The organism is Streptomyces sp. NPDC088747 (assembly GCF_044751025.1).
Classification (GTDB): domain Bacteria; phylum Actinomycetota; class Actinomycetes; order Streptomycetales; family Streptomycetaceae; genus Streptomyces.
Map to the genome: position 1 here is coordinate 138,141 of NZ_JBIVKZ010000022.1, position 26,431 is coordinate 164,571.

Here is a 26,431-nt window from a genome sequence, read left to right on the forward strand (position 1 = left end):
TCAGGGTGTCCGGCGCTGTCGCGGCCGGTGTTCCGTGGTTCCCGGGCGGTTCGCCGGTGCCCGGAAACCACGGTGCCCACGGAGTCCGCGTCGCTCAACTCGGCGTCGGGCCGAGCGGGTTGAGCAGGTCGGGATTGTCCTCGAACGCGTAGAGCAGCAGGTCGCTCATCCGGAAGGTGCTCGGGTTGACGCCGAGGCTGGGGCGCCACTCGGGATCACGGACGATGGAGCGCCGGCTGCCCTCCATGGCCCGGTGGAAGACCTCGGCGACGATGCGGCCGCCGACGCCGGTCAGCCGGCCGCCGCCCCTGACCTCGGCCTCCCTGAGGATGTAGAACCACAGCGGCGTCCTCGTCCTGACGAACTCCTGGTCCTCGGCGCTCAGTCCCGTCAGCGAGGCACCGCCGCTGCCCTGCTCGATCTCGTCCGGTGTGACGGTCCTCGTCCTCCAGCTTGAAGAACTCAGCCATCTCCTGGCCGGTCGCGAGCTTGAGCATGTTGGCCCGGGTGAGATTCCGGAAGGCGAGATTCCGCGCGATGTCCGGGACCGTGGTGTCCCGGGCTCCGGCGGACCCGAGCGGGAGCTGCTTGAGCACGTCCACCAGTACGGTGTCGACGCGCTTCGCCAGGTTGAACTGGTCCGCGGGCCTCATGAGTTCCTCGCGGCCGGTCTCGCTGAAGTCGAAGAGCCGGGGCAGATCCGCGATCCAGTTCGTCGGCAGCCGCTCCGAACTGCCCGCGTCCGGGTTGTCGTCGTCCGGCGGGAAGGGCAGGAAGTTGCCGCTGGTCGCGGAGAAGACGAAGATCAGCCGCAGGGTCGCGCGCGCGAGCGTGCCGGTGGCCTGGCCGCTGTTGAACACGCGGTTCCACTCGTACTCCTCGCGGACCATGCTGTGGCCCAGCCGGAAGGCCGCCACCGAGAACTCGACGGGCATGGTGGGGGTGTCGCCGGGCTGGAGCGTGCGGTACTCGTCCTTCGCGTCGTCGTCCTCGTACTTGATCCGGGGTGACACGTCGAAGTACCTGCGGCCGTGCCGGAAGACGTCGTCCACGATCCGGTCGTCGACGATCTGGATCAGATAGTCCGTGCGCAGCATCCACTGGTAGTGCTTGACGACCAGTTCGCGCGCGGTGTCGAAGAGCGCCGTGCTGTCCGTCCCCTTGGCCGCCAGGTCGCCGACCACCCTGTTGTGGAAGCGGATGAAGGCGCAGTGGATCTGGGCGACGGCGAGGTTCTCGTCGTTGCGGGCGTCGGGGATCAGCGCGGCCCGGCGTTCCCCGATCGACGAACCGATGCCGGCCCTGGGCAGGTCGAATCCGTCGAGTTCCTGCTGCGGTACGTCGTTGACGCCGTCCCCGGGGCCGCCCGACGCCTGAGTCCTGCCGGTGCGCAGCCGGACTCCGTCGGGCCCGTAGGACTTCCTGTCCTGCGGCTTCCGCGGGCCGCGCCCGTAGAGGCTGTCGAGGTCCAGGGCGGGAGAGCGGCCCTGGACGAGGTCGTCGACGGTGACGTCCTGCTCCAGGTCCCGTGCGGTGGCGTCAAGGGTCAGATCGTGGTCGACGAACTGTCCCAGGTAGGTGAATCCCGCCGGAATCGCGGGGTGGTCGGAGTCCGGGGTCCGTCCGGCGGGTGTCATCGCCGCGGCGAGCGACTCGCGCAGTGGCCTGCCGGTCACCGCGGTGCTCGGCTCGGGGCTCAGACGGGAGAAGCGGAACTTGCGCAGTGCGGCGATGGTCGACGGCTTCGAGGGCTCGACCGGTTCGTCGGCACCCGCCCCCGGATCGTTGAAGACGCCCTCGCCGACGACGTAGTAGGAGTTGCGGACATGACGCTTGCTCTGAGGTTCGCGTGCGGGTCGGTGGCGCGCGGTTCTCCGGGTGCGCGGGCTCAGGCCGGGGTGGGAGGCAGCGGCAGGGGCAGGCCGGGCAGTCCGTCCATGCTCGTCGCGATGTGGTCCTTCTTCTCGAAGTAGGCGTTGAGCGAGGCGTCGTCCTCGCGCGCGAAGCGCCTGGCGTGCAGGTCGCGGTCCTCGTCGTACGACATGTAGGGCACCGCGTAGCCGCAGGTGTCGCGGATGTGCTCGGCCGTCACGACGACGATCGCGCGCAGGCCGTGCGAGGCCGGGTCGGTGTCCGGGAAGCGGGCGAGCAGTTCACCGAAGCGCGGGTCGTCCCGGAAGACGGGTTCGCCGCGGCCGTGCACGCGGACGATGTTCGGCGGTCCCTGGAAGGCGCACCACATCAGGGTGATCCGGCCGTTCTCCCGCAGATGCGCGATCGTCTCGGCGTTGCTTCCCGCGAAGTCCAGGTAGGCCACGGTCAGTTCGTCGAGCACCGCGAAGGTGCCGGTGAGTCCCTTGGGTGAGAGGTTGACCGTGCCGTCGGCGGACAGCGGGGCGGTCGCGGTGAAGAAGAGGGGCTGTGCCTCGATGAACGTGCGCAGCCGGCCGTCTATGCGCTCATAGGTCTTTCCCATGGTCCAGGATTATCGATCAAACTCCTTACTTTGTCTAAGGAATAACGTGTCCGTGGCCGCCCCGGCCGGCGTTGCGGGGCGGCCACGGAGTCCGTCGTCCGGGCCCGAATCACCCGGTGGCGCTCACTGGTTGAGGACGCAGGTGGCCAGGGATCGGAGACCCTCCGGCTTGGCCGACGTACGGCCGATGGCGATGGCGATGCGGTCGATGGTGGACGTCCGCTTGTCGGCCAGCGGGCCGAGGATGGCGTTCTGGACGAAGTTGGGGCCGCCCTGGCCGACGGTGTTCACCAGTCGGGTGTTGGCCTCGGAGATCTGGGTGTCCAGCAGGGCCAGGTTCCGGGTCACTTCGGCCTGTGCGGAGGCGGGGATCGCGGGCAGGCTCGGCGCGACGGCCGGGCAGTTCACCGTCCCGGGAGACGCGGCCTTCGTCGTGGCGTCCTGGCCGCCGCTGTTCGAGGTCTCCCCGGCCAGTGCCGACCCGGCGATGATCGCGCCGGACAACACCACCGCGGAGGCGCCGCCGATCAGGGCGACGCGGCGCTTGTGGTACTTCGGAAGGGCCCTGGACATGGGAATGCCTCACTCGGGTCAGGGGGTGGGGAGCCGCCCGGCGGTCGTCCGGGCGGAGTGTCTCTCGGCGTACGAACGCGGCGCCTGCGTCCGGGGAGGAGTACGGGAAAGCGGTTTCCCGTGTTCAAAGGGCACGGGAAGAAGTTCCGCCGTCGACGGGTCGCCGGAGCCCTCGTTGACGAATCATGCAGAGAGCTGCATAATCATGCATCACGTACGCACGCGGCACGCATGCGGCACAGGGAATGTGACGCGAAGAGGAACCGGTGACCGAGCGCGGCGGACGGGACCTGACCCGGCCCGCATCCGTACTAACCTGACGACCGCCTTTCCACCCCTGTGGCGAGAGCGGTGGCACATCAACGGCTTTGAGGAGCAGCGCAAGTGAGCAGCAACAGCGGTGACGTACGGCTCTGGGGCGGACGTTTCGCCGACGGCCCCGCCGAGGCCCTGGCCAAGCTGTCCGCGTCGGTCCACTTCGACTGGCGCCTCGCTCCGTACGACATCGCCGGATCGCGTGCCCACGCCCGGGTGCTGCACAAGGCGGGCCTGCTCACCGAGGACGAGCTCACGCGCATGATCGCGGGCCTTGACCAGCTCGAAACCGATGTCACGGCTGGCTCCTTCGTGGGCACCGTCGCCGACGAGGACGTCCACACCGCCCTGGAGCGCGGCCTGTTGGAGCGCCTGGGCGCCGACCTCGGCGGCAAGCTCCGCGCGGGCCGCTCGCGCAACGACCAGGTCGCGACCCTCTTCCGGATGTACCTGCGCGACCACGCCCGGGTGATCGGCGGCCTGGTCGCCGACCTCCAGGACGCCCTGGTCGGCCTGGCCGAGGCCCACCCGGACGTCGCGATGCCCGGCCGTACGCACCTCCAGCACGCCCAGCCCGTACTGTTCGCGCACCACGTCCTCGCGCACGCCCAGGCCCTCTCCCGGGACGCCGAGCGGCTGCGCCAGTGGGACGACCGCACCGCGGTCTCCCCGTACGGCTCGGGCGCCCTGGCCGGTTCCTCGCTCGGCCTCGACCCGGAGGCGGTCGCCGCGGACCTGGGCTTCGAGCGCGGCAGCGTGGGCAACTCCATCGACGGCACGGCCTCCCGCGACTTCGTCGCCGAGTTCGCCTTCATCACCGCGATGATCGGGGTGAACCTCTCCCGGATCGCCGAGGAGATCATCATCTGGAACACGAAGGAGTTCTCCTTCGTCACTCTCCACGACGCGTTCTCCACGGGCTCCTCGATCATGCCGCAGAAGAAGAACCCGGACATCGCCGAGCTGGCGCGCGGCAAGAGCGGCCGTCTCATCGGCAATCTGACCGGCCTGATGGCGACGCTCAAGGCCCTCCCGCTCGCGTACAACCGCGACCTCCAGGAGGACAAGGAGCCGGTCTTCGACTCCTGCGACCAGCTGGAGGTCCTGCTCCCGGCCTTCACCGGCATGATGGCGACCCTGACCGTCAACCGTGAGCGCATGGAGGAACTGGCCCCGGCCGGCTTCTCGCTCGCCACCGACATCGCCGAGTGGCTGGTCAGGCAGGGCGTGCCGTTCCGCGTCGCGCACGAGGTCGCGGGCGAGTGCGTCAAGGTCGCCGAGTCCGAGGACAAGGAGCTGGCCGACCTCACGGACGAACAGTTCGCGAAGATCTCCACCCACCTGACCCCCGATGTCCGCTCGGTCCTCAACGTCCCCGGCTCCCTGGCGTCCCGCGACGGCCGAGGCGGTACGGCCCCGAGCGCGGTGGCGATCCAACTGGCAGAGGTGAAGGCCGATGTGGAGGCACAGCACACCTGGGCAACGGCGAAGAGCTGAGCGCTCGTAGGGGCACGGGGAGCCGCGCGGGCTCTCAGGGGCACGGGGAGCCGCGCGGGCAACCACGACGCACCCGCACCCGCCGTACCCACCGCACCACCCGAGCTCTGAGGCGAAGGTCATCCCGGGTTACGTTGGTCGCAGCCGCACCACAGCCGACCGACGGAGCCCGCGATGCCCTTCGCCCGACTGGCCACAGCGACCACCGCCACCCGCCGCATCGGACTGGGCCTCGCGGCGGTAGGCCGCCCCGGTTACATCAACCTCGGCCGCGACCACGACTTCGGAGACGACCGCGGCGTCGAGACGCTCCGCGCCCGCGCCCACGAACTCCTCGACGCCGCCTACGCCCAGGGCGTGCGCTACTTCGACGTGGCCCGTTCCTACGGCCGTAGCGAGGAGTTCCTCGCGGACTGGCTGCACGGCAGACCCGACGTCGACGACGTCGTGATCGGCAGCAAGTGGGGCTACACCTACACGGCCGGCTGGGCCGTCGACGCCGAGGCGCACGAGGTCAAGGACCACGGCGTCGGCACGTACGAGAGGCAGCGCGCCGAGAGCGCCGAGCTGCTCGGGGACCGGCTCGACCTGTACCAGATCCACTCGGTGACCCCGGACAGCCCGGCGCTCACCGACAAGGAACTGCACGCCAGGCTGGCCGACGCCGCCGCCCAGGGGCTCTCGGTCGGCCTCTCCACCAGCGGGCCCGCCCAGTCCGACGCGATCCGCGCCGCGCTGGCCGTGACGGTCGGCGGCGAACCGCTCTTCCGTACCGTCCAGGCCACGTACAACGCGCTGGAGACCTCCGCAGGACCGGCGCTCGCCGAGGCCCACGACGCCGGGCTCGCCGTGATCGTCAAGGAGGGCATGGCCAACGGACGTCTCGCCGCCGGGCACGCGCCGGGCGCGGTGCGGGACATCGCGGCGGAGACCGGGCTCGGCGCCGACGCCGTCGCCCTCGCGCTCGTCCTGCGGCAGCCCTGGACCACCGTCGTCCTCTCCGGCGCGGCCACCGTCGACCAACTCGCCTCGAACCTGCACGCGGCGGCCGTCGACCTCGACGAGGACCAGGTGGCCAGGCTCGACGCGCTGGCGGAGGATCCGGCCGCCTACTGGGAGCGGCGCGCGCGGCTGCCCTGGCACTGATCTCCCCGCTCGACCCTGGACCCTGCCGGGTGAGACCTGCATGGGTCTGATGAGACATTGTTGTCTCATGTGGTTTATGGTTGTCTCATGGCTGTCGACCGCGAACACGTGCTGCGCAGCGCAGCCGCCCTGCTCACCCGGAGATCCACCGCCACGATGGACGAGGTCGCCAAGGCGGCCGGGATCAGCCGGGCCACGCTGCACCGCCAGTTCGCCGGACGTGATGCGCTCGTGCGGGCCCTGGAGACGCTCGGCATCGCGGAGTGCGAGGCCGCCCTGGACGCGGCCCGCCTGGACGAGGGGTCCGCGCGTGACGCCGTACGCAGGCTGGTCACCGAGATCCGGCCCGCCGCCGGGCTCCTCGCCTTCCTCTACGGAGAGAACCAGCTCTGGGAGGGCGACCAGGACGACGGCTGGCTGCGGCTCGACACCCGGATCGGCGCGCTGTTCGTGCGCGGCCAGCAGAGCGGCGAGTTCCGCATCGACCTCAGCCCGGTCTGGCTCACCGAGGCGCTCTACGGGCTGATCGCCTCCTGCGCCTGGGCGACCCAGGACGGCCGGGTCGCCGGCAACGACTTCACGCACATGATCGTCGAGCTGCTGCTCGGCGGCGCGCTACGGAGAGAGGAACCATGACCAGCACCCTGCGGCCGGCATCAGTGGCGGAGGTGGAGAGGCGCCCGGGACGCTGGCTGGCGCTCTGCGTCCTCGTCCTCGCCGTGCTGCTGGTGGCCGTCGACGCGACCGTCCTCGGCCTGGCCACCCCGTACATCAGCGAGGACCTGAAGCCGTCCGGTACGCAGCTGCTGTGGATCGGCGACGTCTACTCCTTCGTGATCGCGGGCCTGCTCGTCTCCATGGGCAGCCTCGGTGACCGCATCGGCCGCAAGAAGCTGCTCCTGATCGGCGCCACGGCGTTCGGCGCGATATCCGTGCTCAACGCCTACGCGTCGACGCCCGAACTGATGATCCTGGCGCGGGCGTTGCTCGGTGTCGCGGGCGCGACCCTGATGCCCGCCACACTCGCCCTGATCCGCAACCTCTTCCACGACCCGCGCGAGCGCAGCCTCGCCATCGGCATCTGGGGCGCGACCGCCTCGGCCGGTACGGCGGTCGGCCCGGTGGTCGGCGGCTTCCTGCTCGAACACTTCTGGTGGGGCTCGGTCTTCCTGATCAACCTGCCCGTGATGGTCGTCCTCGTCCTCGTCGGCATCAGGCTGCTGCCGGAGTCGCGCACCCCGAACCCGGGCCCGTGGGACCTGACCAGCGTGGGCCTCTCCTTCGTCGGCATGATCGCCGTCGTGTACGCGGTGAAGGAGGCCGCCATGCACGGGATCACCTGGCAGCCGGCGGCCACTGCGCTGCTCGGCGCGGGGGCCCTGTACTGGTTCGTGCGGCGCCAACTCACGCTGCCCTCACCCCTGCTGGACATGCGGCTCTTTCGCCACCGCGGCTTCTCCGGAGCGGTGCTCGCCGACCTGTTCACCATTCTCGGACTGTCCGGGCTGGTCTTCTTCCTCTCGCAGTACCTGCAACTCGTGCAGGGGAGGGGCCCGTTGGAGGCGGGGCTCGCAGAACTGCCCGCCGCGATCGGCGCGGTGGCGGCCGGTCTGGTCGCCGGCACGGTCGCGCGGCGGTTCTCGGTGCGTGCCGTGGTCTCCGGCGGTCTCGCCGGGGTCGGCCTGGCACTCGCCGCGCTCACCCTGCTGACCGGGTCCACCGGCTACCCGCTGCTCGGCGGCGCCCTGCTGGTCGTCGGCGTCGGCGCCGGACTCTCCTTCACCGTCACGGCCGACGTGATCCTCTCCAGCGTGCCCAAGGAGCAGGCGGGCGCCGCTTCCGCGGTCTCCGAGACGGCGTACGAACTCGGCGCCGCCCTCGGTATCGCCCTCCTCGGCTCGATCGTGACCAGCGTGTACGCGGGCTTCGCCGGACCCGTGGGCACCCCGGCCGAGGCCCGTGAATCCCTCGGCGGGGCCGTCGAGTCGGCGGCCGGGCTGCCCGCGGACACGGCGGCGGCCCTGATGGACTCGGCCCGCGCCGCGTTCGTCGACGGGCTCACGCTCGCCGCGGGCATCGGCGCGGTGGTGCTGCTCGGCACGGCGGTGGCGGCCTGGTTCCTGCTGCGCGGGCAGAAGCTGGCGGAGAGCGCCGTGGAGGTCGTCCCCCCGGCCTGAACCGCAGGCCGGCCCAGGCTTTAAGCACGTTTTCGCCCTCACCTGATGGTCTTGGCTCCGTACCCGACGTCGTCCCACACGGCCGAAGGAGCCACCGACCATGACACGTCCGTCACCGCTTCCACGTACACCCCGCCGTACCCGCAGGACCGTGGCCGCCGCCGTCGTGCTGACCGCCGTCGGCCTGGCCGGCGGCGGTGTCGCGATCGCCGCCGACGGCGGCGGGGCCTCCGCCGAACAGACCCGCTTCGTCGTCAGGGAAGGCGCCCCCGGCAGCGGGGCCGCCGACCACGACGACTGCCCGGAGAAGACCGGGACCGGCGGCCCCGCCCCGTCCGACGCCGGGGCGCTGTGACCGCCCCGGAACGCGGCGCCGAGGACAAGCTCCTCGAAGAGGCCCTCTTCGAGGTGAAGCGGGTGATCGTCGGTCAGGACCGCATGGTGGAAAGGATGTTGACCGCGGTCCTGGCCCGCGGCCACTGCCTGCTGCAAGGGGTGCCGGGTGTCGCCAAGACACTCGCGGTCAAGACGCTCGCACAGGTCGCGGGCGGACAGTTCGCGCGGCTCCAGTTCACCCCCGACCTCATTCCCTCCGACATCACCGGCACCCGCGTCTACCGGCCCTCCCAGGAGACGTTCAGCATCGAACCGGGCCCGGTCGTCGCCAACTTCGTGCTCGCCGACGAGATCAACCGCGCCCCCGCCAAGGTGCAGTCCGCCCTCCTGGAGGCGATGGGCGAGCAGCAGGTGACCATCGGCGGCACCACCATCCCCGTCCCCCAGCCGTTCCTCGTCCTCGCCACCCAGAACCCCATCGAGTCCGAGGGCGTCTACCAACTCCCCGAAGCCCAGCGCGACCGCTTCCTGCTCAAGGTCGACATCCCCACGCCCAGCGAGTCCGAGGAGCTCACGATCCTCTACCGGATGAGCGTCGACCCGCCCCGGCCGCGCCCCGTCCTCACCCCCGAACGGCTCATCGCCCTCCAGCGCTCGGCGGACGAGGTGTTCGTGCACCACGCGGTCGCCGAGTACGCCGTACGTCTGGTCTGCGCGACCCGTGAACTCGCCGGACCCGGACGGCGGTTGGCCCACGGAGCCGGGCCCCGCGCCACGCTCGGCCTGGTGGCGGCGGCCCGCGCCCTCGCCCTGCTGCGCGGCCGGGCCTACGTCCTGCCCGAGGACGTGCACGACCTGGCCCACGACGTCGTCGCCCACCGACTCGTGCTGTCCTTCGACGCGCTCGCCGACGGCGTCACCGGGGCGGAGATCGTCGACGAGGTACTGGCGGGGGTGGAGCAGCCGCGCGTCAGTCCGCGCCAGGCCACGTCCGCGCAAGGGGACCCGGAGGGCGCGGCGGCATGAGCGGAACCCCGACCCTGCGCGAGCTGACCCCCGAACAGGCGCTGAAGCACCTGGAGTTGCTCTTCATCCGCCGCCCCGACGGCATCCTCCAGGGCGACCACCTGGGACTCTTCCCCGGGCCAGGCACCGAGCCCTCCGAGAGCCGCCCGTACGTCATCGGCGACGACGTCCGCCGGATGGACTGGAACGCCACCGCGCGCACCACCGTCCCGCACGTCCGGCTCACCCTCGCCGACCGTGAACTCACCACGTGGATCGTGCTCGACGCCTCCGCGAGCATGGACTTCGGCACCGCGCGGATGGAGAAGCGTGACCTGGCCGTCGGCGCCGCCGCGTCCGTCGCCTTCCTCACCGAGCGGGCCGGGAACCGGCTCGGCGCACAGATCACCGGCCCGTCGGGCATCGTCCGTATCCCGCCCCGCACCGGCCGCCACCACCTGCTCACCGTCCTGCGCGCCGCACTCGACCGGCCCAGGGTGGCGCCGGGGGCCGCGGGCACCACCCTCGCAGGCGCGCTGCACTCGTTGCGCGCGCTGCCCGTCCGCGGCCTGGTCGCCGTGGTCTCCGACTTCCTGGAGGCGGGCTGGGAGCAGCCGTTGCGGACCGTCGCCCACCGCCACCAGGTGCTCGCCGTCGAGACGGTGGACCCGCGCGAACTGGAACTCCCGAACGTCGGACTGCTCACCGTCGTCGACCCGGAGACCGGCCGCAGGCGTGAAATCCCCACCCACGCGCGGCGGTTCCGCGAGCGGTACGCCGAAGCGGCCCTGGAGCAGCGGGCGTTGATCAGGGCGTCCATCCGCCGGGCGGGCGCCTCCCACCTCCGGCTGCGGACCGACCGGGACTGGGTGCGTGACGTCGTACGCCATGTCGAGGGCCGGCGGCACCGTGCGGGAGGCGGCGCCGCGTGAACCGTATCCCCACGACTGGAAGGCGGGAGACGTCATGAGTCTGCGCTCGCCCGGCTGGCTGCTGCTCCTGGTGCCGCTCGCCGGACTGATCGGCGCCTATCTGCTGGTGCAGCGCGGGCGTGGACGGTACGCCGTGCGGTTCACCAACCTCGATCTGCTCGACAAGGTGGCGCCCAGGCGGCCCGGCCGGCGGCGGCACATACCCGCGGGCGCGTTCTGCGCGACGCTCGCGCTGCTGGTCGTCGGCTTCGCCCGGCCCGCCACCGAGGTGCGGGTACCGCGTGAACGGGCCACCATCGTGGTGGCGTTCGACGTGTCGGCGTCCATGGAGGCCACCGATGTGGAGCCGACCCGCTTCCTCGCCGCCCAGCGGGCCGCGCTCGCCTTCGTCGACCGGCTTCCCGAACGGTTCAACGCGGGTCTCGTCCCGTTCAGCGGCACCGCGACGGTGGCCGTCCCGCCGACGACGGACCGTGAGCTGTTGAGCGCGGCGATCGAGGGGCTCACCACGCGACAGGGCACGGCGATCGGCGACGCCGTCCTGGCCGCCCGTGACGCCGTGCGCACCGTCGACAGACAGTCCGAGACCGAGCCGCCGCCCGCCCACATCGTGCTCCTGTCGGACGGCTCCAACACCCAGGGCCGTCCCCTGGCGGCGGCGGCGGAGGAGGTCGCCGCCGACGAGATCCCGGTCTCGACCATCGCGTACGGCACCGAGGAGGGGACCGTCGACCTGCCGTCGGGCGACCGGATGCCCGTCCCCGTCGACGGACCGGCCCTGGAGGCGCTCGCGTCGAGCACGGGGGGCGCCTTCCACGAGGCCGCCACGGGCGAGGAACTCCAGGCGGTGTACGAGGACATCGGCAGCTCCGTCGGCTACCGCACCGAGGAGCGCGAGGTCTGGCAGTGGTTCGTCGCGGCCGGCCTCATCACCGCGCTCGCCGCCGCGGCGACATCCCTGCTCTGGTTCTCCCGCCTCCCGTGACGGGCACCTCCGGCCGTCCCCGGCTCCCTTCGCTTCGCTTCACTTCCCTGACCGAGGAGGAACGACCGTGACTGACGAGCGATATCCGGACGGTGAAGGGCGTGCGGTCGCGAGCCACGCGGATTTCGCCGACCGGCCGGAGCCGTCTCGCCCGCCTGGTCCGTCCCGGCCTTCCGGTCCGGCGCGGCCCACGGGGCCGGGGGCGGGGCAGGGGTCGGCGTCGGCGTCGGCGTCGGTTGTGCCGGGTCACGACGCCGGTCCTGATGGCACCCCACGCTCCGATGCGGACGGGGACGCGGGCGCGGATGCGGGCGCCGACCCCGCCTCTCCCTCCGCACCCCGCTCAGGACTCGGCGCCCCCCGTGGCCCGTCCTTCCTGCCCGGTCGGCCGCCGGCGCCCTTTGCCGTACCCGTACCCGTACCCGCCTCCGCGGCGCAGCCGTGGACCGACGATCCGCCGCACTACGCCGTCCTCCCGTCTCCGAACCCCTCCCCGGAACCCCGCGTCTCCCGCGGCGCCCGGCCCGTTCTCGTCGCGGTCGTCGCCGCGGTGCTCGCGGGCGGTACGGCGGGGTACGCGGCCGGGGCTCTCACGGGCTCCGAGGACTCGTCCGCGCGGACCGTCGCGCAGGGTGCGGGCGGGCTGGAGGCGGTCGCCGCGCGGGTGCTGCCCAGTGTCGTGTCCGTCGAGACGGCGGACAGCCAGGGCTCCGGGTTCGTCTTCGACGAGCGGGGTCGTATCCTCACGAACGCCCATGTGGTGGCGGGCAGTTCGCAGGTCTTCGTCGAGCTCCAGGACGGCCGCAGGCTGCGCGCCGACGTGGTCGGGGACGACCCCGCCAACGACGTCGCCGTCCTCGAACCCGAGACGGCCCGCGGCCTGGACGCCGCCGAGCCGGCCACCGGAGGCCCGCCGGGCGTCGGCGACACCGTCCTGGCGATCGGCTCCCCACTGGGCCTCAGCGGCACCGTTACCTCAGGCATCGTCAGCGCGCTGGACCGCACGGTGACACTGGGGGACCAGGGCGAGCAGCGGCGCGCCCTCCAGACCGACGCGTCGATCAACCCGGGCAACTCCGGCGGCCCCCTGGTCGACGCGGACGGCAAAGTCATCGGCATCAACACGGCCATCGCGACGTTGGACCGGCAGAGGGGCGGTTCCATCGGCATCGGTTTCGCGATTCCCGTGGCCGACGCGATGGACGCCGCGAGGGCGATCATCGACGGCGGCTGACCGCTGCCGGGCATGGGCCGACGCAGGGGTCGACGCCGGGGCCGACGTAGGGGCCGACGCAGGGGTCGGCACGGTGGCAGACGTAGGGGCCGACAGCGGCCGACGACGGAGGGCGGGTGCCGGGCGTATGAGACTGCTCGTGGTCGAGGACGAGGAGGACCTGGTCGTCGCGCTCAGGCTCGGCCTGGTCAGGGCTGGCTACGCCGTCGACGTGGCCCCGGACGTCGACACGGCCACCGAGAAACTGGCCGTCAACGAGTACGACCTGGTCCTCCTGGACCTCAACCTGCCCGACGGGGACGGCTTCTCGGTCTGCCGCGCCGTCCGGGCGACCCCCGGCGGCCCCCGCATCCTGATGCTCACCGCCCGCGACCGCCTCGCCGACCGGGTGCGCGGCCTCGACGAGGGCGCCGACGACTACCTCGTGAAACCCTTCGCGCTGCCCGAACTCCTGGCCCGCATAAGGGCGTTGCTGCGCCGCGAGGACGGCGGCACCTCGGTCGTCGAGGTCGGCCAACTCCGGCTGGACACCGCCCGCTTCGAGGCGTTCCGAGGTGAACGCCCGCTCCAGCTCACGCCGAAGGAGTTCGGCGTCCTGCACTATCTGATGACCCGTCCGGGACGCGTCGTCCCCACCGAGGAACTGCTCGAACACGTCTGGGACGAGCACACCGACCCGTTCACCAACACCGTCCGGGTGACGGTCGGTTCACTGCGCCGGAAGATAACCGGCGTCGAGGACCCGCTGATCGAGACGGTGATCCGGCAGGGCTACCGCCTCAAGGAGACGCCGTGAGGATCCCGCCCCGCCTGTCGGCGGCGAGGCGCACGCTCCGCCGGCCGAGGCTGCCCGCCTTCACCCGGACCGTCCGCCGGCCGAAACTCCCCGCCTTCACCCACACCATCCGCTTCCGCCTCACCGTCCTCTACTCGGGCCTGCTGTTCGTGCTCACCGCGCTCGTCCTCGGCGGGACCTACTTCGCGGTGGAGCGCAGCGGCGAGGCGCATCCCGTCACCAGACAGTTCACGGCCTCCAAGTACGTGGACAACGTGTACGTCGGCGAGATCGAGGCGGTGAAGGTCCAGGAGGTCGAGGCGGCCGTCAACTACGAGACGCTCGCCAACCTCCGCCGTTTCTCCCTGGTGATCCTCGGCGGGCTTGCCGTCACGAGCCTCGCGCTCGGCTGGATCCTCTCCGGCCGCGCCCTGCGTCCCGTCCGGGCCATCTCCCGTACGGCGGCGGAGATCCAGGCCACCGACCTGTCGCAGCGCATCCGCCTCGAAGGACCGAAGGACGAACTGCGCGACCTCGCCGACACCGTGGACTCCATGCTCGACCGGCTCGACGAGGCATTCCGCGCGCAGCGGCAGCTCATCGACGACGCCTCCCATGAACTGCGCAGCCCGCTTGCGATCATCCGCGCCAACCTGGACGCCGTACTCACCGCCGAGGAGTCCGACGAGCAGGAGCGCAGGGCGGCGGCCAGCAGCGTCGACCGGGCCACCACCCGGATGACCCGGCTCGTCGAGGACCTCCTCGCCACCGCCCGCCGCAACGCGCCCGCGCTCGCCGACGCGGACGTCGACCTGGCCGCGGTGGCGGGGGAGGCCTGCGAGGAGTTCGCGTCACTCGCCGCCGAACGCGGGCTTCTCCTGAGGCGTCGGCTGACCACGGGTCTGACCGTCATCGGCGATCACGACGCGCTGCGCAGAGCCGTCGGCAACCTGCTCTCCAACGCCGTACGTCTCGCCCCGGCCGACACCCGTATCACCGTCTCGGCCGGGAGGACGGAGAGCTGGCTGTGGACGTCCGTGCGGGACGAGGGGCCGGGCATCCTCGACGACGACCAGGCACGTGTGTTCGACCGCTTCTGGCGGGCCGGGGGCAACGGCGGTGGCCGCGACCGGCACGCCGGACTCGGGCTCGCGATCGTGCGGCAGATCGTGGAGTCGCACGCCGGTCAGATCAGACTGTTCTCCCGCGTGGGGGAGGGCTCGACGTTCGTCCTCTGGCTCCCCGCACCGGGCGCCGGACAGGCCAGCAGCGGCCCGCCGGACGAACAGCCCTCCTGAGCGGGGGCGCCGGTCAGCGGCGGGGCCGACCGTGAGTGAACGGCCCCCGCCCCCGGCAATCGGCCCCCGGCGAACCGGCGAACCGGCGAACCGGCGGAGCAGCTACGCCGCCTTCGCCTTCGTGGCGTACATGTCCACGTACTCCTGCCCCGACAGCCGCATGACCTCGGTCATCACGGAGTCGGTCACGGCCCGCAGGACGTAGCGGTCGCGGTCCATCCCCTCGTACCGCGAGAACTCCATCGCCTCACCGAAGCGGACCGTGACGCGGCCGGGGCGCGGGATGCCGGAGCCGCCGGGCTGGATCTTGTCGGTACCGATGATGGCGAACGGGACGATGGGCGCGCCGGTCATCATCGCGAGGCGGGCGATGCCGGTACGGCCGCGGTAGAGGCGGCCGTCGGGGGAGCGGGTGCCCTCCGGGTAGATGCTGAAGACCTTGCCCTCCTCCAGCACCCGGCGGCCGGTCATCAGCGCCGCGACTCCGCCGCGCCCGCCGTCGCGGTCGACCGGGATCATCCCGCAGCCGGTGAAGAACCAGGCCATCAGACGGCCCTTGACGCCCTTGCCGGTGACGTACTCGTCCTTGCCGATGAAGAAGACCTGCCGGTCACAGAAGAGCGGCATGATCATCGAGTCGATGAAGGTGAGATGGTTGCCGGCCAGGATCACCGGACCGTCGCCCGGAATGTTCTCCGCACCCTCCACCCGTGGGCGGAACATCAGGCGCATGATCGGTCCGAGCACTGCCTTGATGAGCGCGAAGCGGGACAACGGGCCCTCCGGTGTCAAGGGATTCGATATGAGTATGTGCAGGTGAGGACGATACTCGCGGCCCCCGGGGTATTGCACATCGGGTTCACCGAGTGGATACGCGCTGTTGACGTGCGTTTACCTGCGGGTACCCGGCCCCGCGCGTTCGAAGCGGCGGGTTCGAAGCAGCCGACGGGCCGTCAGCACGCTTGTCCCGTACGACATCCAGGGGCACCCGCGTGTTCCGCCACAGGTCTCCCTCCCGTCACGCAAGGGAACTTACGATCGACCCGCTTTGACAGGCTCGGGGGCACTACGGCGGGAGTAGTCATGGGAGCGCAGGAGTCGAACGGACAGGAGCGGGGTACCGCGCGGCGGACGCTGCTCGGAGCCGCGGTGCTCGGGGCGGGCGGGGCGGTCGTCGGACTGCCCACCGCGGCCAGTGCGGACACGCGGCGGTCGGGCGGCGGCTACCGGAGCCTGCCCAAGCCGACGATCATCGGACACCGCGGGGCCAGCGGCTACCGGCCGGAGCACACCTTCGGCTCCTACCAGCTGGCCCTCGACCTCGGCGCGGACGTCGTCGAGGCGGGCGACCTGGTGCCCACCAAGGACGGCCACCTGGTCTGCCGTCACGAGCCGGAGATCGGCGGCACCACGGACGTCGCGGACCACCCGGAGTTCGCGGGCCGCAGGACCACCAAGAGCCTCGACGGGGTCGCCACCACGGGCTGGTTCACGGAGGACTTCACGCTCGCCGAGCTGAAGACCCTGCGCGCGATCGAGCGCATCCCGGCCAACCGCCCGCACAACACCCTCTACAACGGACGCTGGGAGATCCCCACGTTCGAAGAGGTGCTCAAGTGGCAGGACGAGCAGACCCGCAAGCGCGGCAAGCAGGTCTGGATCTACCCCGAGCTCAAGCACCCCACGTACTTCCGGGCGCTCGGCCTCGGCACCGAGGAGCGGCTCGCCAAGCTGCTGCGCAAGGCGGGCAAGGACAGCAAGAACTCGCCGGTCATCATCCAGTCCTTCGAGCCGACCAGCATCCAGCGCATGAACAAGCTCGTCGACAACCCGCTCGCGGTGCTGCTCTCCTCCGCGAACAGCCGCCCCTGGGACTTCGTCGCCACCGGTGACCCGCGCACCGTCGCCGACCTCGTCACCCCCAAGGGCCTCAAGGAGATCGCCTCCTACGCCCAGGGCATCGGCCCCACGCTCGACCTGATCATCCCCAAGGACGCGAGCGGCAACTTCACCAAGCCGACCACGCTGGTCGAGGACGCGCACGCGCGGGGCCTGGTCCTGCACCCCTACACGATGCGCAACGAGAACCCCTTCCTGCCGTCGGCCTACCGCAAGGGCACCGACGCGGACGCCTACGGCGACGTCTTCGGCGTCTTCAAGGTCTACTTCGAGACGGGCATCGACGGCGTCTTCACCGACAACCCCGACACCGGCGTGCTCGCCCGCGCGGACTTCGTCAGCGGATGACCCCGGCACCCCGCGCGGACTTCGTCGCCGGATGACCCCGTCACCCCGCGCGGAACTCGTCAACGGATGACCCCGTCACCCCGGTTGGGGTGACAGACGGCCGCCCCGGCAACCACTCGCCGGGGCGGCCGCGTCGTGCCGCATATGACACACGAGATGGTTGCCACCCTGCGCCCGCTGCTCGCCGCCGAGGCCTCGGCGGAGGCATATGCGTCCGGCGCCGAACAGGGCGACCTGGAGCAGGCCGTCTGGCTGCGCCTCCTGGAGCGCCTCGACACCGACGGCCCGCCCGTCGACCCGCAGGGCTGGCTGCGCCGGGCCGTACGCTCCGAGGCCCGCCGCAGCCGTCGTACCGCCCGCGTCGAACAGCCGTACGCCGCCGATCCCGTCGACGACCGCGGCGCCGGCCCCGAGCAGCTCGCGATGACCGCCGCCCGCCGTCGCGCCCTGCACGACGCGGTACGCCGCCTGCCCGGCCGCTGTCCGAGCCTGCTGGCGGCGCTGCTCTCGCCCAAGGACCTCACCTACCGGGAGATCGCGGGGGAGTTGGGTATCTCACAGGGCAGTCTGGGTCCGGAACGTTCCCGATGTCTGGGATGTCTGCGGCGATTGCTGGCACCGGAGGTTGCGGCCGGAGAACCACGGGGATAGGAGTGAGGGACGACCGGTTGAACAGGTGAGCGGGAGGCGTGCACACATGGGCATGAGCGTGACCATCTCGGCGGCGACCACACAGGACGCCGAGCAGATCCTCAAGCTTCAGTACCTCTGCTACCAGAGCGAGGCCGAACTGTACGGCGACTACGGCATCGAGCCGCTCACCCAGCCGCTCGACTCCCTGAGGGCGGAGCTGGCCGGGGGCACGGTCCTGGTGGCCCGGCTCGGGGACGAGGTGGTGGCCTCGGTCCGCGGCGCCGTGGACGCGGACGGCACCGCCCGCATCAACAAACTCATCGTCCACCCGCGCATGCAGCGCCACGGGCTGGGCGGACGCCTGCTCGCCGCGATCGAGGCGAAGCTCGGCGCGGACGGCGCCGCCAAGTCCTACGAGCTCTTCACCGGCCACCGCAGCGACCGCAACCTGCGGCTGTACCGCAAGCACGGCTACGCGCAGGTCTCCACGGAGCGCGTGGACGAGCGCCTCACCCTGGTGACCCTGGCGAAGGGCGCCCCCGCGAGCGCGTTCGTGGCCAGCGCCTGAGCCGGTGCCGTCGGCCGACGCCGGTCAGCCGGTGGTCGTACGGGCGGCCTTGCGAAGCCAGTACATCGCCGACACCGGCAGCAGCACCGGGATGAACAGATAGCCCATCCCGTAGTCCGACCAGACCGTGGCGTCGGGGAACGCGGACGGCTCCACCAGCGTCCAGGTCCCGACGATCAGCACGCCCGCGAGCTCGGCGGCGCAGCACACCAGCGCCGCCCTGCGGGCCTTCTCGCCGCCCCGGACGAGCGAGTACGTGATGAAGCCGTAGACGAGCCCGGCGATGGCGGAGAGCGAGTAGGCGAGTGGGGCCTTGTCGAACTCCGTCGAGATCTGCACGGCGCTGCGCGAGACCGCGCCGACGACCATCACGCCGTACAGCCAGACCAGCAGCATGCCCGGCCCGCTGATGAGCCGGGTCCGCTTCTTCTCCGGGTCCGCGGTCCCCTCGTTCTCCGGGTCCGCGGTCCCCTCGTTCTCCGGGTCCGCGGTGCCGTCGTTCACCCGGTGCGCGGTCCCCTCGTCGCCCTGGTCCACGGTCCCGTTCTCCTCCGCGGCCGTCATCTCAGCCTCCCCAGATGTCATAGAGCCGCACTTCGAGAACGGCCAGGACGATGCCGCCCGCGGCCACGGTGATCGAGCCCCAGCGGGTGCGCTCCGCCAGCGACATGAAACCCGCCGCGGGGACGCACGCGAAGGCGCCGATCAGATACGCCACGAAGATCGTCGTGCCCTGGTCCGGCTTCTCGCCGCGAGCCAGCTGCACGATGCCGATCACCAGCTGGACCACGGCGAGCAGCGACACCACGGCCATGCCGATGAAGTGCCAGTCCTTGGTGGGCTGGTCCCGGTAGGCGGCCCAGCCGCACCAGGCGGCGAGCGCGAGCGCGGCGACGGCGGTCGCGACCGTCAGGGCATCAAGCATGCCGCGACCCTATTACGGGCCAAAAGGCCCGCTGCCCTCGCCCCCGGGGTGGCCGTAGGGTCGACGGCATGAAGATCCACGCAGAAGCCCTTCTCTTCGACAACGACGGCACACTCGTCTCCTCCCTGGAGTCCGTGAACCGCTGCTGGACCCGGTGGTACGAGGAGTACGGCATCGCCGCCGAGGACTTCGCCCGGATCGAACTGCACGGCCGCCCCGCCGCCGAGATAGCCGCCGACCTGCTGCCCGCCGGCCTCGTCCCCGAAGCCCTCGCGCGCATCGAGCAGCTGGAGGTCGACGACGTACCGGGCGGGGTGCTGCTGCTTCCCGGAACGGCCGAGTTCCTCGCCTCCCTCCCCGCCGAGCGCTGGGCCGTCGTCACCTCCGCCACCCGGCGGCTGGCCGAGGCCCGCCTCGCCGAGGCCGGCATCCGCCCCAAGACGCTGGTCACCGCCGACGACATCACCCGCGGCAAGCCCGACCCCGAGCCCTACCTCCTCGCCGCCCGCGAACTGGGCGTCGACCCGGCCCGCTGCGTGGTCTTCGAGGACGCTCCGGCAGGCCTCCAGGCGGGCCGCGCCGCCGGGATGACCACCGTGGCGTTGGCCACAACCCACCTGTCCGACGAACTGGACGCCGACCTCGTGGTCGAGGACCTCTCCGCCCTGTCGGCGCTGGTCACAGCGGCAGGCGTGGAGATCTCGGTGCGGGGCTGACAGCAGTCCACCGCTGTCCGGAATCCGGACAGCGGTGGTGGACGCCGCCTTGGTGTCTGCTTTACTTGATCCCATGACCACGACGAGCAACCGCATCCTTGCGACCGAGGCGACCATGACGCCCGGTGCTCGTTGTATGTGTCGAATGTGCGCCTTCTAGAGGGCCCCCGCACCACCCCGAGCCTCGCGCCCCGAAGCGAGCCGGCGCGCCCTGCCCGTCCCCCGGACGTGAGCGGCGCTGCCCCGCGCACACGATTCTGCTGACTTCCCGGCTGCCATCGCCACCGCGAGAACCGTGCCGCGTTCCCGACCGAATGCACCCGTGCCGGGCGCACACCCACGCCCCGCACTCGACAGTGACGGAATCCCCAGTGATCACGACCAAGGACCTCACGAAGGTCTACCGTTCGCGTGGCCGTGAGGTCACCGCCCTCGACGGCGTCGATCTGCACGTCCGCGAAGGCGAGGTGTACGGCGTCATCGGCCAGTCCGGCGCCGGCAAGTCCTCGCTCATCCGCTGCGTCAACCTCCTGGAGCGCCCCACCGCCGGCACGGTCACCGTCGCCGGCCAGGACCTCACGGCGCTCGCCGGCCGAGGCCCCCGCGCGGGCCGGGAGCTCCGCAGGGCGCGCAGCCACATCGGGATGGTCTTCCAGCACTTCAACCTGCTGTCCTCGCGCACCGTCCAGGACAACGTCGAACTGCCGCTGGAGATCCTCGGTGTCTCCGGCAAGGAGCGCTCCCGCAAGGCGCTCGACCTGCTCGACCTGGTCGGTCTCACCGACAAGGCGAAGTCCTACCCGGCGCAGCTCTCCGGCGGGCAGAAGCAGCGTGTCGGCATCGCCCGCGCCCTGGCCGGCGACCCGAAGGTGCTGCTCTCCGACGAGGCGACCAGCGCCCTCGACCCGGAGACCACCCGCTCCATCCTCCAGCTGCTGCGCGACCTGAACCGGCAGCTGGGTCTGACCGTCCTGCTCATCACGCACGAGATGGACGTCGTCAAGAGCATCTGCGACTCGGCCGCCCTGATGGAGAACGGCAGGATCGTCGAGTCCGGCACGGTCGGCGAGCTGCTCGCCACCCCCGGCTCCGAGCTGGCCGCCGCGCTCTTCCCGGTCAGCGGCGACGTCTCCGGCGACGACCGCACCGTCATCGACGTCACCTTCCAGGGCGAGGCCGCGACCCGGCCCGTCATCTCGCAGCTCTCCCGCACCTACAACATCGACATCTCGATCCTCGGCGCCGCGATGGACACCGTCGCGGGCAAGCAGGTCGGCCGGATGCGCATCGAGCTGCCCGGCCGCTACGAGGAGAACGTCGTGCCGATCGGCTTCCTGCGTGAACAGGGACTCCAGATCGATCTCGTCGAGAGGGCCGCCCAGGCGCCCGTACTGCTGAAGGAAGGTGCCAAGTGACCTGGTCGGAGATGCAGCCGCTGCTGTCCCAGGCGTGTTGGGACACCTTCTACATGGTGGGCTGGTCCACGCTCATAGCCGTCGTCGGCGGGCTTCCGCTCGGCATCCTGCTCGTCCTGACCGACCGCGGCGGACTGCTGCAGAACGTCCTCGCGAACCGGGTCATCGGGCAGATCGTGAACATCGCCCGCTCCATGCCGTTCATCATCCTGATGGTCGCGCTGATGAGCTTCACGCGCTGGCTCACCGGTTCGACGATCGGCCGCGAGGCCGCCATCGTGCCGCTCGCGATCGGGGCGATCCCCTTCTTCGCGCGTCTGGTCGAGACGGCCGTCCGCGAAGTGGACGGCGGCCTCGTCGAGGCCGTGCAGTCGATGGGCGGCAACACCTGGACCGTCGTCCGCAAGGTTCTCGTACCGGAGTCCCTGCCGTCGCTGATCTCCTCGGCGACCACCACGATCGTCGCCCTCATCGGTTACTCGGCGATGGCGGGCACCGTCGGCGCCGGAGGCCTCGGCGACATCGCGATCCGGTACGGCTACCAGCGCTTCGAGACCGAACTGATGTGGATCACCGTGGGAATCCTCGCGGTGGTCATCTCGGTCATCCAGTTCGCCGGCGACTTCGCCGCGCGTGGCCTGCACCGGCGCGGCGGCCAGTCCGGAGCCGCACCCCGGCTGCGGCTTCTGAAGGCCAAGGAGCCCGCCGGCGCGGACGTCGGCAAGGTCGCCTGAACACCTCTCGCCCGCGCACCTCCTCACCCACCCGCAGATCTCCCCGTACACCCGACACGGGGACGCTTCACCCACATGGAAAGGCACTTTTCGTGCGTAACGCCACCAAGATCACCACCGCCGTCCTCGCAGCCGGAGGCCTCACCCTCGGCCTCACCGCCTGCGGCTCGGACAAGGACTCCGCCTCCGACACCAGCGGTCCGCTGGTCGTCGCGGCCAGCCCGGTCCCGCACGCCGAGATCCTCGACTACGTCAAGGACAACCTGGCGAAGAAGGCCGGACTCGACCTGGAGGTCAAGGAGTTCACCGACTACGTCACGCCGAACACGGCGACCGAGGACGGGTCCGTGGACGCCAACTACTTCCAGAACCAGCCCTACCTGGACGACTTCAACAAGAAGAACGGCACCCACATCGTGCCCGTCGTCACGGTGCACCTGGAGCCGCTCGGCCTGTACTCCAGCAAGGTCAAGAGCGCGGACGAGCTGAAGAGCGGTGCGACGATCGCCGTCCCGAACGACTCGGTCAACGAGGCGCGGGCGCTCAAGCTGCTCGCCGCCAACGGGATCATCACGCTCAAGGACGGCGTGGGCAACGAGGCGACCCCCTCGGACATCACCAAGAACCCGAAGGACCTCAAGTTCAAGGAACTGGAAGCGGCCCAGACCCCGCGCTCCCTGGAGGACGTCGACGCCGCGGTGATCAACGGCAACTACGCCATCGAGGCCGACCTCTCGCCCGCCGACGACGCGCTCGTCCTGGAGTCCGCGACGGACAACCCGTACGGCAACTTCCTCGCGGTCAAGGACGGCAACGAGGACGACCCGCGGGTCAAGAAGCTCGCGAAGCTCCTCACCTCGCCCGAGGTCAAGAAGTTCATCGAGGACAAGTACGAGGGTTCCGTCATCCCGTCGTTCTGACCGAACACCGTTCTGAGCTGACATCCCGTCGTTCCGCTCGGACATTCCGTCGTTCCGACCGGACCGGACCAACGAGTCGCAGGGGGCAGTCGAAATGCGTAAGCACGTCATATCCACGGTCGGTTCCGCGATGGCCCTCGGCCTCGGTCTCGGCCTGACCGCCTGCGGTTCGGGTTCCGGCTCCGGCGGCGGCGCCGACGACGCACTGGTCGTCGGCGCCACCGCCGTACCGGCCGGCGAGGTCCTGTCGTACATAGACCGGGATCTCGCCGCCAAGGCGGGACTCGACCTGGAGATCCGGGAGTTCACGGACTACGTGCTGCCGAACACCGCTCTCCAGGAGGGCTCGCTCGACGCGAACCTCTACCAGAACCAGCCCTTCCTGGACGACTTCAACAAGTCCAAGGGCACGGACCTGGTGTCGGTGGTCAAGCCGTATCTGCCGCCCATGGGTGTGTACTCGAAGAAGATCGGGGACGTCACCGAGCTCGCCGACGGAGCCACCGTCGCGGTGCCCAACGACGTCACCAACGAGGGCCGCGCCCTCAAACTCCTCGCCTCCGAGGGCGTCATCACGCTCAAGGACGGTGCGGGCACGGCCGCGTCCCCCGAGGACATCACGGCCAACCCGAAGCACCTGACGTTCAAGGAGCTGGAACCCGCCCAACTGCCGCGCTCGCTCGACGACGTGGCGGCCGCGGTCATCAACAACAACTACGCCCAGGACGCGGGACTCAGCCCCGCCACCGACGCGATCCTCCTGGAGTCCGCGAAGGACAACCCCTACGCGAACCTCCTGGCGGTCAAGAAGGGCCACGAGGAAGACCCGCGGGTCGTGAAGCTCGCGGAGCTCCTGACCTCGCCCGAGGTCAGGAAGTTCATCGAGGACAAGTACAAGGGGTCGGTCCTGCCGGTCACTTCGGGCTGACGGTCCTCGTCACCGCCAGGGGTCCACTCCACTACCGGGAGTGGACCCCGTGGTGCGTCCCGGTGGTTTCATGCTGCATGCTGGGCAGTTCAGCAGGCCCGACGGTTTTCCGGGGCCCGAGGTTCCCGAAGGTTACGGAGCGGCGCATGACGAGCACCTTCCCCGACATCTCCATCAGCACGGAGCGGTTGGTCATGCGCGCGCTCGAGGACGAGGACGTCGCCGCCCTGACCGAGATGATGAACGACGAGATGGTGGCGGCCTGGACCGAGGTGCCCCAGCCCTACACCGAGGACGGCGCCCGCTCCTGGATCACCGACCAGGCGCCCGCCGAACGCGAGTCGGGCCGCGGACTCGACCTCGCCGTCACCGAGTTCCTCACCCAGCGCCTGGTCGGGATCGTCCAGCTCGCGAAGACGAACTGGCACGTACGGTCCACCGAGATGTCGTACATCATCGCCCCCTGGGCCCGCGGCGAGGGCTACGCCTCCGAGGCCGCGCTCGCCACCGCCCAATGGCTCTTCCGCGACCAGAAGTTCGAGCGGGTCGAACTGCGGACGGCCGCCGACAACACCGCCTCGCAGCAGGTCGCCCAGAAGATCGGCTGCATCAGCGAAGGCGTCCTGCGGGGCGCCTGCATAGCGCGCACCCGTACCGAGGACGGCGGCTGGACCGACGTACGCACGGACTACATCGTGTGGAGCCTCCTGCCCGAGGACCTCGACGGCGTGGGCGAGCAGTTCGCCGACAGCGGTTTCACGTCGTTCTCCGACTGGAACTGAACTCCGCGAGTCCGCTGGAGGAAAACGGGGGAGACCCCGGAGCGGGCCCGGAGCCCGTCGGCCCGCGAAGCCACCGACCGGAAGCCGCCGACCGTAAGCCGCTGACTGGAAGCTGTGACCGGAATCCGCGACCGGAATCCGCGGAACCGCGTCCGTTCTCCGGAGCCCGTCCGAGCACCGCCGGGCGGCACCAGGTACCCTCACGGAGCCTGCCCTCGGGCCTACCTCTGACGACCTGCGAAATCCTTGTCTGGAGACTGACGACGATGGCCGACCGGGTCACGGTGATCGGCTGGGACGGCTCGCCGCTGACCGCCGCGGCGCGCTCGGCTCTCGGCGCCGCGACACTCGTGGCGGGCACGGCCCACCACCTCGCGCTCCCCGAGGTACCCGCCTCCGCCGAACGCATCCGCCTCGGCAGCGTCGCCCTCGCCGCCCGCCGGATCGCCAACCACCGTGGCAGCGCCGTCGTCCTCGCCGACGGCGACCCGGGCTTCTTCGGCGTCGTACGGACCCTGCGGAGCCCCGAGTTCGGCCTTGAGGTCGAGGTCGTCCCCGCCGTCTCCTCGGTGGCCACCGCGTTCGCCCGCGCGGGAATGGCCTGGGACGACGCCCACGTCGTCGTCGCGCACGCCCGCACCCTGCGACGAGCGGTGAACGTGTGCCGCGCCCACACCAAGGTCGCCGTCCTCACCTCCCCCGGCGCGGGCCCCGCCGAACTCGGCCTGCTCATGGACGGCGTGCACCGCACCTTCGTCATCTGCGAAGCACTCGGCACCGCCGACGAGCAGGTCACGATGCTCACCTCGGACAAGGCCGCCGACCACACCTGGCGGGACCCGAACGTCGTGATCGTCATCGGCGGCTTCGTGGCCGCGGCCGACGGCGGCGGCTGGATCGCGGGACGCGAGCCGGGCGCGGGACCGCGCGGCTGGGCGCTGCCCGCGAAGGCGTACGGCGGCGCACTCGGCGAAGGCGAAACGGATCTGCTGCGCGCCGCGCAACTCGCCCGCCTCGGACCGCGCCTCGGCGACCTCGTCTGGGACATCGGCTCGGGCAGCGGCGCCTTCGCCATCGAGGCGGCCCGCGCCGGCGCCGCCGTCATCGCGGTCGACCGCAGTCCCGGCTCCTGCGCCCGCACCGAGGACTCCGCGCGCCGCTTCGGCGTCCAGCTCCAGATCGTGCACGGAATCGCGCCGCACGTCCTGGAGGATCTGCCCGAACCCGACGTCGTACGGGTCGGGGGCGGCGGAGTCGCGGTGGTCTCGGCGGTCGCCGATCGCCGTCCGCAGTGCATCGTCACCCATGCCTCGACCCGCGACGCCGCGGAACTCGTCGGCCGGCACCTGACGGAGCACGGCTACCAGGTCGAGTGCGCCCTCATCCAGTCCGTCGAACTCGACACGAAGGCCTGGACGGAGACCGAACGGAGCGTCGCGTTCCTGCTCACCGGGCGTCTGCCCGATCGCGCCCCGTGATCCTGTTGTCGTACTGCGCGCGGTAGGCTGGCCGATCGTTGTACCGCTCTCGGGGGATCAGCCTTTCGTAGGCCAATGTCCGGAAAGCACGCCCGTTTTGAGGTGTGTGTGGTACGGCGGAACCGGAGGACGCGCAACGTGGCGTAGTCCACAGCGGGCCCTCGCGGATCAAGCTGTCGCGAGGGCGGAACGACCGGGACAATGCCAGTTAATGGCTTTGTCGTCTTTCTTGGCCGGTCGTTCGTGCCGCTGGGCACGCGCGCTCGTTCTTCACCGTGGGGCGGTCGGTGCGCCGTTCCGGGCGAGCTGGACTTGGAAGCACTAACCGATGGGCGA

Annotated in this window: 27 protein-coding genes and 1 pseudogene; 21 read left to right on the forward strand and 7 right to left on the reverse strand. The window is 71.0% G+C overall.

Annotation, left to right across the window (positions count from 1 at the left end; all coding sequences use genetic code 11):
- Positions 1–94: 94 nt before the first annotated feature.
- From ACIP79_RS37430 to ACIP79_RS37445, 4 genes and pseudogenes are all read right to left on the reverse strand, one after another.
- Positions 95–247 carry a hypothetical protein gene (locus ACIP79_RS37430; protein ID WP_401231108.1) on the reverse strand — a complete coding sequence of 51 codons (153 nt, stop codon included), beginning with the start codon at positions 245–247 and terminating at the stop codon, positions 95–97.
- A complete protein-coding gene (locus ACIP79_RS37435; RefSeq protein WP_401231111.1) occupies positions 216–1,676 on the reverse strand; it encodes a peroxidase family protein in 1,461 nt (486 codons plus the stop codon). Before ACIP79_RS37435 ends, ACIP79_RS37430 begins: the two co-directional genes overlap by 32 nt.
- A gap of 212 nt (positions 1,677–1,888) precedes the next feature.
- On the reverse strand, positions 1,889–2,476 hold the full coding sequence (locus tag ACIP79_RS37440) for a pyridoxamine 5'-phosphate oxidase family protein (RefSeq protein ID WP_401231113.1): 588 nt from the start codon (positions 2,474–2,476) through the stop codon (positions 1,889–1,891).
- Between the two features lie 129 nt (positions 2,477–2,605).
- Positions 2,606–3,049: pseudogene (locus ACIP79_RS37445) on the reverse strand (hypothetical protein); the annotation flags it as partial.
- A gap of 384 nt (positions 3,050–3,433) precedes the next feature.
- Between ACIP79_RS37445 and argH the strand changes: the two are divergent.
- The 11 genes from argH to ACIP79_RS37500 all read left to right on the forward strand — a co-directional run bounded on the left by argH (position 3,434) and on the right by ACIP79_RS37500 (position 14,749).
- Complete coding sequence (gene argH, locus ACIP79_RS37450) at positions 3,434–4,861, forward strand: argininosuccinate lyase (RefSeq protein ID WP_401231115.1); 1,428 nt, start codon at positions 3,434–3,436, stop codon at positions 4,859–4,861.
- A gap of 174 nt (positions 4,862–5,035) precedes the next feature.
- Positions 5,036–6,007, forward strand: a complete 972-nt coding sequence (locus ACIP79_RS37455) for an aldo/keto reductase (RefSeq protein ID WP_401231117.1) — start codon at positions 5,036–5,038, stop codon at positions 6,005–6,007.
- Between the two features lie 87 nt (positions 6,008–6,094).
- Positions 6,095–6,643 (forward strand): TetR/AcrR family transcriptional regulator, encoded by a 549-nt coding sequence (locus ACIP79_RS37460; RefSeq protein ID WP_383689024.1) that lies wholly within the window; start codon positions 6,095–6,097, stop codon positions 6,641–6,643.
- Positions 6,640–8,184 carry an MFS transporter gene (locus ACIP79_RS37465; protein ID WP_401231119.1) on the forward strand — a complete coding sequence of 515 codons (1,545 nt, stop codon included), beginning with the start codon at positions 6,640–6,642 and terminating at the stop codon, positions 8,182–8,184. The genes ACIP79_RS37460 and ACIP79_RS37465 overlap by 4 nt, the downstream gene beginning before the upstream one ends.
- A 100-nt stretch (positions 8,185–8,284) precedes the next feature.
- The gene (locus ACIP79_RS37470; RefSeq protein ID WP_401231120.1) at positions 8,285–8,539 is read left to right on the forward strand and encodes a hypothetical protein; all 255 of its coding nucleotides are present in this window, start codon (positions 8,285–8,287) and stop codon (positions 8,537–8,539) included.
- Complete coding sequence (locus ACIP79_RS37475; protein WP_401231123.1) at positions 8,536–9,546, forward strand: AAA family ATPase; 1,011 nt, start codon at positions 8,536–8,538, stop codon at positions 9,544–9,546. The genes ACIP79_RS37470 and ACIP79_RS37475 overlap by 4 nt, the downstream gene beginning before the upstream one ends.
- Entirely contained in the window at positions 9,543–10,457 is a 915-nt protein-coding gene (locus ACIP79_RS37480; protein WP_401231126.1) for a DUF58 domain-containing protein, read from the forward strand. Before ACIP79_RS37475 ends, ACIP79_RS37480 begins: the two co-directional genes overlap by 4 nt.
- 34 nt (positions 10,458–10,491) lie before the next feature.
- Positions 10,492–11,442 (forward strand): VWA domain-containing protein, encoded by a 951-nt coding sequence (locus ACIP79_RS37485; protein WP_401231129.1) that lies wholly within the window; start codon positions 10,492–10,494, stop codon positions 11,440–11,442.
- Between the two features lie 238 nt (positions 11,443–11,680).
- Positions 11,681–12,676: a S1C family serine protease gene (locus ACIP79_RS37490; RefSeq protein WP_401231132.1), complete on the forward strand. Its 996-nt coding sequence runs from the start codon at positions 11,681–11,683 to the stop codon at positions 12,674–12,676.
- A 127-nt stretch (positions 12,677–12,803) separates the two neighbouring features.
- The gene (locus tag ACIP79_RS37495) at positions 12,804–13,472 is read left to right on the forward strand and encodes a response regulator transcription factor (protein ID WP_383687001.1); all 669 of its coding nucleotides are present in this window, start codon (positions 12,804–12,806) and stop codon (positions 13,470–13,472) included.
- The gene (locus tag ACIP79_RS37500) at positions 13,469–14,749 is read left to right on the forward strand and encodes a sensor histidine kinase (protein ID WP_401231136.1); all 1,281 of its coding nucleotides are present in this window, start codon (positions 13,469–13,471) and stop codon (positions 14,747–14,749) included. Before ACIP79_RS37495 ends, ACIP79_RS37500 begins: the two co-directional genes overlap by 4 nt.
- A 102-nt stretch (positions 14,750–14,851) precedes the next feature.
- On the opposite strand, the gene ACIP79_RS37505 is transcribed toward ACIP79_RS37500, so the two are convergent.
- Positions 14,852–15,541 carry a lysophospholipid acyltransferase family protein gene (locus ACIP79_RS37505; RefSeq protein WP_401231139.1) on the reverse strand — a complete coding sequence of 230 codons (690 nt, stop codon included), beginning with the start codon at positions 15,539–15,541 and terminating at the stop codon, positions 14,852–14,854.
- Between the two features lie 291 nt (positions 15,542–15,832).
- Here ACIP79_RS37505 and ACIP79_RS37510 point away from each other — a divergent pair, with 291 nt between their 5' ends.
- The 3 genes from ACIP79_RS37510 (at position 15,833) to ACIP79_RS37520 (ending at position 18,197) form a co-directional block, all read left to right on the forward strand.
- Entirely contained in the window at positions 15,833–16,996 is a 1,164-nt protein-coding gene (locus ACIP79_RS37510; protein WP_401231142.1) for a glycerophosphodiester phosphodiesterase, read from the forward strand.
- Between the two features lie 144 nt (positions 16,997–17,140).
- The gene (locus tag ACIP79_RS37515) at positions 17,141–17,647 is read left to right on the forward strand and encodes an RNA polymerase sigma factor (protein ID WP_401231145.1); all 507 of its coding nucleotides are present in this window, start codon (positions 17,141–17,143) and stop codon (positions 17,645–17,647) included.
- Positions 17,648–17,693: 46 nt separating this feature from the next.
- Positions 17,694–18,197, forward strand: coding sequence for a GNAT family N-acetyltransferase (locus ACIP79_RS37520; RefSeq protein WP_401231147.1), 504 nt, complete (start codon positions 17,694–17,696; stop codon positions 18,195–18,197).
- A 24-nt stretch (positions 18,198–18,221) separates the two neighbouring features.
- On the opposite strand, the gene ACIP79_RS37525 is transcribed toward ACIP79_RS37520, so the two are convergent.
- Positions 18,222–18,593: a hypothetical protein gene (locus tag ACIP79_RS37525; protein WP_383687014.1), complete on the reverse strand. Its 372-nt coding sequence runs from the start codon at positions 18,591–18,593 to the stop codon at positions 18,222–18,224.
- Positions 18,594–18,762: 169 nt separating this feature from the next.
- The gene (locus ACIP79_RS37530; protein WP_383687011.1) at positions 18,763–19,122 is read right to left on the reverse strand and encodes a hypothetical protein; all 360 of its coding nucleotides are present in this window, start codon (positions 19,120–19,122) and stop codon (positions 18,763–18,765) included.
- A gap of 68 nt (positions 19,123–19,190) precedes the next feature.
- On the opposite strand from ACIP79_RS37530, the gene ACIP79_RS37535 reads away from it, so the two are divergent.
- The 7 genes from ACIP79_RS37535 to cbiE all read left to right on the forward strand — a co-directional run bounded on the left by ACIP79_RS37535 (position 19,191) and on the right by cbiE (position 26,095).
- Positions 19,191–19,838: an HAD family hydrolase gene (locus ACIP79_RS37535; RefSeq protein ID WP_401231151.1), complete on the forward strand. Its 648-nt coding sequence runs from the start codon at positions 19,191–19,193 to the stop codon at positions 19,836–19,838.
- A gap of 371 nt (positions 19,839–20,209) precedes the next feature.
- Positions 20,210–21,253, forward strand: a complete 1,044-nt coding sequence (locus ACIP79_RS37540; RefSeq protein ID WP_383689635.1) for a methionine ABC transporter ATP-binding protein — start codon at positions 20,210–20,212, stop codon at positions 21,251–21,253.
- Complete coding sequence (locus ACIP79_RS37545) at positions 21,250–21,987, forward strand: methionine ABC transporter permease (protein ID WP_383689636.1); 738 nt, start codon at positions 21,250–21,252, stop codon at positions 21,985–21,987. The genes ACIP79_RS37540 and ACIP79_RS37545 overlap by 4 nt, the downstream gene beginning before the upstream one ends.
- A 92-nt stretch (positions 21,988–22,079) precedes the next feature.
- On the forward strand, positions 22,080–22,907 hold the full coding sequence (locus ACIP79_RS37550; protein ID WP_401231155.1) for a MetQ/NlpA family ABC transporter substrate-binding protein: 828 nt from the start codon (positions 22,080–22,082) through the stop codon (positions 22,905–22,907).
- Positions 22,908–23,001: 94 nt separating this feature from the next.
- A complete protein-coding gene (locus ACIP79_RS37555; RefSeq protein WP_401231158.1) occupies positions 23,002–23,835 on the forward strand; it encodes a MetQ/NlpA family ABC transporter substrate-binding protein in 834 nt (277 codons plus the stop codon).
- A 146-nt stretch (positions 23,836–23,981) separates the two neighbouring features.
- Entirely contained in the window at positions 23,982–24,617 is a 636-nt protein-coding gene (locus ACIP79_RS37560) for a GNAT family N-acetyltransferase (RefSeq protein WP_383686379.1), read from the forward strand.
- Between the two features lie 266 nt (positions 24,618–24,883).
- The gene (cbiE, locus tag ACIP79_RS37565) at positions 24,884–26,095 is read left to right on the forward strand and encodes a precorrin-6y C5,15-methyltransferase (decarboxylating) subunit CbiE (RefSeq protein WP_401231161.1); all 1,212 of its coding nucleotides are present in this window, start codon (positions 24,884–24,886) and stop codon (positions 26,093–26,095) included.
- Positions 26,096–26,431: the final 336 nt, after the last annotated feature.